The 4,319-nt window shown below is 67.2% G+C and carries 6 protein-coding genes and 1 pseudogene; 1 reads left to right on the forward strand and 6 read right to left on the reverse strand.

What is annotated here, in order from left to right; all coding sequences use genetic code 11:
* On the reverse strand, window positions 1-569 hold a 569-nt coding region (locus G3N97_RS37040; protein ID WP_205997729.1), incomplete at its 3' end, for a helix-turn-helix domain-containing protein.
* A gap of 179 nt (window positions 570-748) precedes the next feature.
* Entirely contained in the window at window positions 749-1,372 is a 624-nt protein-coding gene (locus G3N97_RS37045) for a GNAT family N-acetyltransferase (RefSeq protein ID WP_205997730.1), read from the reverse strand.
* A 445-nt stretch (window positions 1,373-1,817) separates the two neighbouring features.
* Here G3N97_RS37045 and G3N97_RS37050 point away from each other — a divergent pair, with 445 nt between their 5' ends.
* Window positions 1,818-2,324, forward strand: a complete 507-nt coding sequence (locus tag G3N97_RS37050; protein ID WP_205997731.1) for a hypothetical protein — start codon at window positions 1,818-1,820, stop codon at window positions 2,322-2,324.
* 85 nt (window positions 2,325-2,409) lie between these two features.
* Here the strand turns inward: G3N97_RS37050 and G3N97_RS37055 are convergent, their stop codons facing one another.
* From G3N97_RS37055 to G3N97_RS37070, 4 genes and pseudogenes are all read right to left on the reverse strand, one after another.
* A complete protein-coding gene (locus G3N97_RS37055; RefSeq protein ID WP_205997732.1) occupies window positions 2,410-2,865 on the reverse strand; it encodes a CesT family type III secretion system chaperone in 456 nt (151 codons plus the stop codon).
* Between the two features lie 91 nt (window positions 2,866-2,956).
* Window positions 2,957-3,124, reverse strand: coding sequence for a hypothetical protein (locus G3N97_RS37060; protein ID WP_156773769.1), 168 nt, complete (start codon window positions 3,122-3,124; stop codon window positions 2,957-2,959).
* A gap of 164 nt (window positions 3,125-3,288) precedes the next feature.
* On the reverse strand, window positions 3,289-3,537 hold the full coding sequence (locus tag G3N97_RS37065; protein ID WP_065060788.1) for a type III secretion protein: 249 nt from the start codon (window positions 3,535-3,537) through the stop codon (window positions 3,289-3,291).
* A 36-nt stretch (window positions 3,538-3,573) separates the two neighbouring features.
* A pseudogene (locus G3N97_RS37070) lies at window positions 3,574-4,319 on the reverse strand (secretion protein); the annotation flags it as partial.

Consider the following 4,319-nt stretch of genomic DNA (forward strand, 5'->3'; position numbering starts at 1 on the left):
TGGCCGGCGAGGCGATCGTCCGGCGCGCCGTAGTCGCCTTCGACGGCGCGCGCGAACGCCTGGTCGAATTCATGACCCGGGACGGAGGCCGGCGCGTGGCGGGCGTCGTCGCGAGTGTCGCCGGTCGACGCCGAAAGCGCGTGACCTTGCGCCGTGTCGTCGGCACGAGTCGAGGTCGGGGTCGAGGTTGAGTCTAATGCCGATGCCGACGAAGGATCGCCACCCGAAGCCGCCGCACGCGGCTCCAGCAGGCGGATCGTGCCGCTGAAGCGATAGCCGCGCCCCGGCACCGTCACGATCAGATCGCGCTCCTCGTCGAGCGCGCGGCGGATCGCGGAGATCTGCGCCTGCACGGTGTTGGCGTCGACGGGCGCGCCGTTCCAGACCAGCTCGCGCAGTTCCGCCGCCGACACCACGCGGCCATCGGCGTCGAGCAGCGCCACGAGCACGGCGAACGGGCGCGCGGCGAGGTCGATCGCGGCGCCGTCGGCGATCAGCAGACCGGCGTCGCGGGCGAGCCAGAAGCGGGAAAAGGCCAGGACCTGACCGGTCAGCCGGGGTAGGGACATCGCAAGCGTCTCGGGAAAAATTCGCAGCGCGGAGGCGCTGCGCCATGGCGGAACGCATGCTGAAACGCTGCATTATTCGTCAGACGTTTGCATTATCGCTGCATTTTTGAACAAATGCCTTGCGTCTGCAATTTTGCTCACTTTGGCGCGGCCGGTGCGTGAATTTTGCGTGGCCGCGCTCACGCCTCGGCGAGTTCCCAGCGCATGGTCGAGCGCAGCCATTCCACGCCCGAATTGGGCGCGGGCGGCGGCACGGGCGCGGCGCGCGTGAGCGCGTAAAGATAACTGTCGGCGGCGAGCAGCCCGCGATTCGGGCGCGGCTCGTAGTTCGCGAGCGTCGCTTCGCGCACGAAGCCGAGGCGCTCCATCGCGCTGTGCGCGAGCCCGTCGACGGCGCAGCACGCGAACACGCGGTAGACGCCGGGCTGCTCCATGAGCCAGTCGATCAGTTGCTGCATCGCGAGCACGCCCGCGCGCCGCCGTCGCGCACCGCCCGCGCGGCTGATCATCACGCCGATCTCCACGCGCGGCAGCGCCGGTTTCAGTTCGATGAGCGCCGTGATCCGCTGCGTTTGCTGACATTCGAGCACGTAGCGGATCAGCGTGCCGTCCTGCCAGCCGCGCAAGGCTTCGTCGATGAAGGCCACCGTATCGTCGAGACGCGTGTGGCGCGCGAGCGGCAGATCGCGCATGGTGTCGGCGTCGCCGAGCATCTGGTCGAAGAGCGCGGGCGCATCGGCGCGCGTGAGCGGACGCACGAGCAGCGTCGGTGCGTTGATGCGGTCGAGTGGAATGAAACGCATGGTGCGGGCCTCCCGGTGGCGGTCTGTTGTGAGTTTGTCGTGGACTTTTCGTGGATTCGTCGTGGACTGAGCGGGCGCTGTCGCGTGTTCTATCGGATGGGCCGGAGTGCGAGGGCGCGTCAGTCATCGGGCGAGTGTGAGCGCATCGCGGCGGCGCGCGTGAGCGCTCCGCGAAGCCGCGCGCGATGACGCGAAGTGGCGAATTTTCGACGATCCGATGCGTTGCGCGAGGGGCGCCGATCATCCGCTTCGCCCGCATCGCTGCGCTTTTCTTCGTGCGCTTCGCATCGCGCGACATGCATTCGCGCCGCGCCCGCAGCGCGCGTGCAAGCGTTGTAAGGTCGAGCGTATCCGTCCGGCTGCGGGCCTCGCCGCGCTTGCTCGCGCGCGTGACGCGCAGCCGTGCCGCCCCCGCGACCGATCGCATCGAGGAGGACGCCCAGCCATGAATGCACCCACCATCGGCCGTACGCACGGCACCACGCCGCTGCCGGATACCACGCCCGCGCACGAGTCCGGCGCCCCCGCGAAGACTCAGGGCACGCCTCAGCCGCAAACCGAAGACGGGAAACTCGCCACGCTCTCGGCGCTCAATAGCGGTGCGCAAACGGGCGGTCAGGCGGCGGCGGGCAAGGGCAAGCGCGCGTCGTTCGCCGCGAAGCCCGCCACCGCGCAGACCGGCAACGCGAGTTCCACGCCCACTCACACGCCGACATCCGCGGCCAACGGCCAGCATGGCGCGCCCGTCGCGCCGGTGCAGTCGGCGTTCGGCAAGGCGTCGAGTCTGTTGCAGGATGCCGCGCCGCTGGTCAGCGGCGGGGCGGGCGTGCTGGGCGCGGGCATGCAGATCGCGGGCGGCGTGATGCAAGCGATCCAGTCGGCGGAAATGGCGATTGCCGAAACCATCAAGAACGGTGCGCACAACGTCGAAGAAGCGTCGCGTCCGGTTTGATTGAAGCGCGTCGCAGTGCGGCGCGCTGATTTGATTCGGTATCCTTTGCGTTTTAAATCGATGGCGAAATGCGCCCGATGCGCACTTACGCCCTGAGCCAGAACAGCTCGCCCGAGGCGATGCCCTCGAACATCTCATCGCTCGATTCGACGATATTCTGCCGCCAGTAGCGGCCATGATCGGCGTAATGCGCGAGCAGGTCGGCGAGCGCTTCGCCGTCGAGACCGGTTTCGAACGGCAGACGCAGCACGAGCACGATGCCGCCCGTGTCGCTGTCGATGCCGAGTTGCGCCTGGTCCTGCGCGTAGATCAGCAGATTGGCTTCGAGCATCAGCCGGAACACCACGAGCGTGCGCCCGGCCGTCACGGTACCGAAGTGAAAATTCGCGTACATCGCGTCGAGATCCCGCTCGAAAAAATCGAGCCGTACGTCGAAGCCTTCCACCTCGATCGTGCGCGTGCGCAGCACCTGATCGACGTCGGCGAGACCGACCGTCGCGCACAGGTCCGCGACCAGGTTGGCATAGCGTTCGCTGCTCATCGTCCTCGCGGGAAAAAGAAGGGTGACGTGGCGAAGGGCGCGCCGCCCGCCACGCGGACGTGGACAGAGCGGCGCGCCACACGCAGGGCGTTTAGCCGCCGCGCGATGCGTCCTTCACATTGCTCGCGCCGCTCTTGGCGACGTTCGAAACGGACGCGTACATGCTCTGCTCCACCTGCATCTGGGCGGACATCATGGTCATCTGGTCCATTTCCTGGGTGAGACCTTGCATCATGGAACCTGCCGAACCTACGGACATATCGACCTCCGTTGACTGCGATTGAACAACTTGAAAAAGGGCGTGGCCCTGCCTGATATTGCCGCCTCGCAAGCGCGCACGCGAACGCGCCTGCTTGCGAACTGGCCCGGTGACCGGCGCGGCGGCGAGCGCCGCGCCGGCAATAGACGTATTACGTATCGAGATCAGCCGCGCGCGAGCGCCTGCTTTTCCTGCAGACGCGCGATCACGCGCGACGCGGCAATAAAGCCGCGATACAGCTTGGCGAGATTGTTGCGATCGACTTCATTGACGACCTGCGTCTCGCTGATCTGCTGCGCGGTGGCTTCGAGCGCGGCGCGGATCGCGTCCACGCGCGGAGCGGCCGCCGGGTCGGCGAGCGTCTTTTGCAGATCGTTGAACTCGCTGCCATAGGGTTCGAGGTGCTGGTACATGTCGCTCTCCTGTTCGCCAGTGTGTTGTCGTGTGATTCAGTGGGCTTGCGCGGACGTGGCGGCGCCGGGCAACGTCGACGGATCGGGTAACGCCACGTATTGCGGCGTGCTTTGCGTAACTTGCTGCGCGACGTGCTCCGCGCTGCGACTGGCCGTGGCGACGTCGACGGACGAGGTCTGCGGCCGCGCCGACTGCGTGCTGGTTTGTTCCGATGCCGTTGCGGTCGCCGACGAAGCGGGCGTTGTCGCTGCATCGGCCGCGCTCGCATCGGGCACGTCGACGGCATAAATATGCTTCACGCCATCCGGCGTCTGCGCGTAGCGCACGTCGTCGGACGAAATCATTTCGGAGTACGACGCGGTGTTAGGCGTGTTCGCGCCGAATCCACCCGATTCCGCCACGTCGACGGCAATATGCCTCACATTCGAATCGAGGTCGGCGCGCACGCGTTCGAGCGCTGAATTCAGATCCGTTTTGCTGGCCACCGTGCCCGTGACGGAAAAGTTGCCGTCGCCGTCGTAACGCACGTGTGCGCCCGAAATACCGAGCGAGTCTTCGATACTGCGCGCGTCGTTCTGCGCCACGTCGTAGTTGCGCGACAGACCGCCGGGCGCGACGCGATCGAGCAGCGCTCGCACGGCGTCGTCGTCTGCGGAAGTCGCGACCATGCCGCTCACGACCACCGTATTGCCGAGCGCGCGCGCGGTCAGTCCGCGCACCTGTGCGGACGCCAGCGCCGCGTTGACGCGCTGCGCGCGCTCGCCGGCGTTGTCGGGCGCGG

This window comes from Paraburkholderia sp. Ac-20347, from assembly GCF_017104805.1.
GTDB classification, from domain to species: domain Bacteria; phylum Pseudomonadota; class Gammaproteobacteria; order Burkholderiales; family Burkholderiaceae; genus Paraburkholderia; species Paraburkholderia tropica.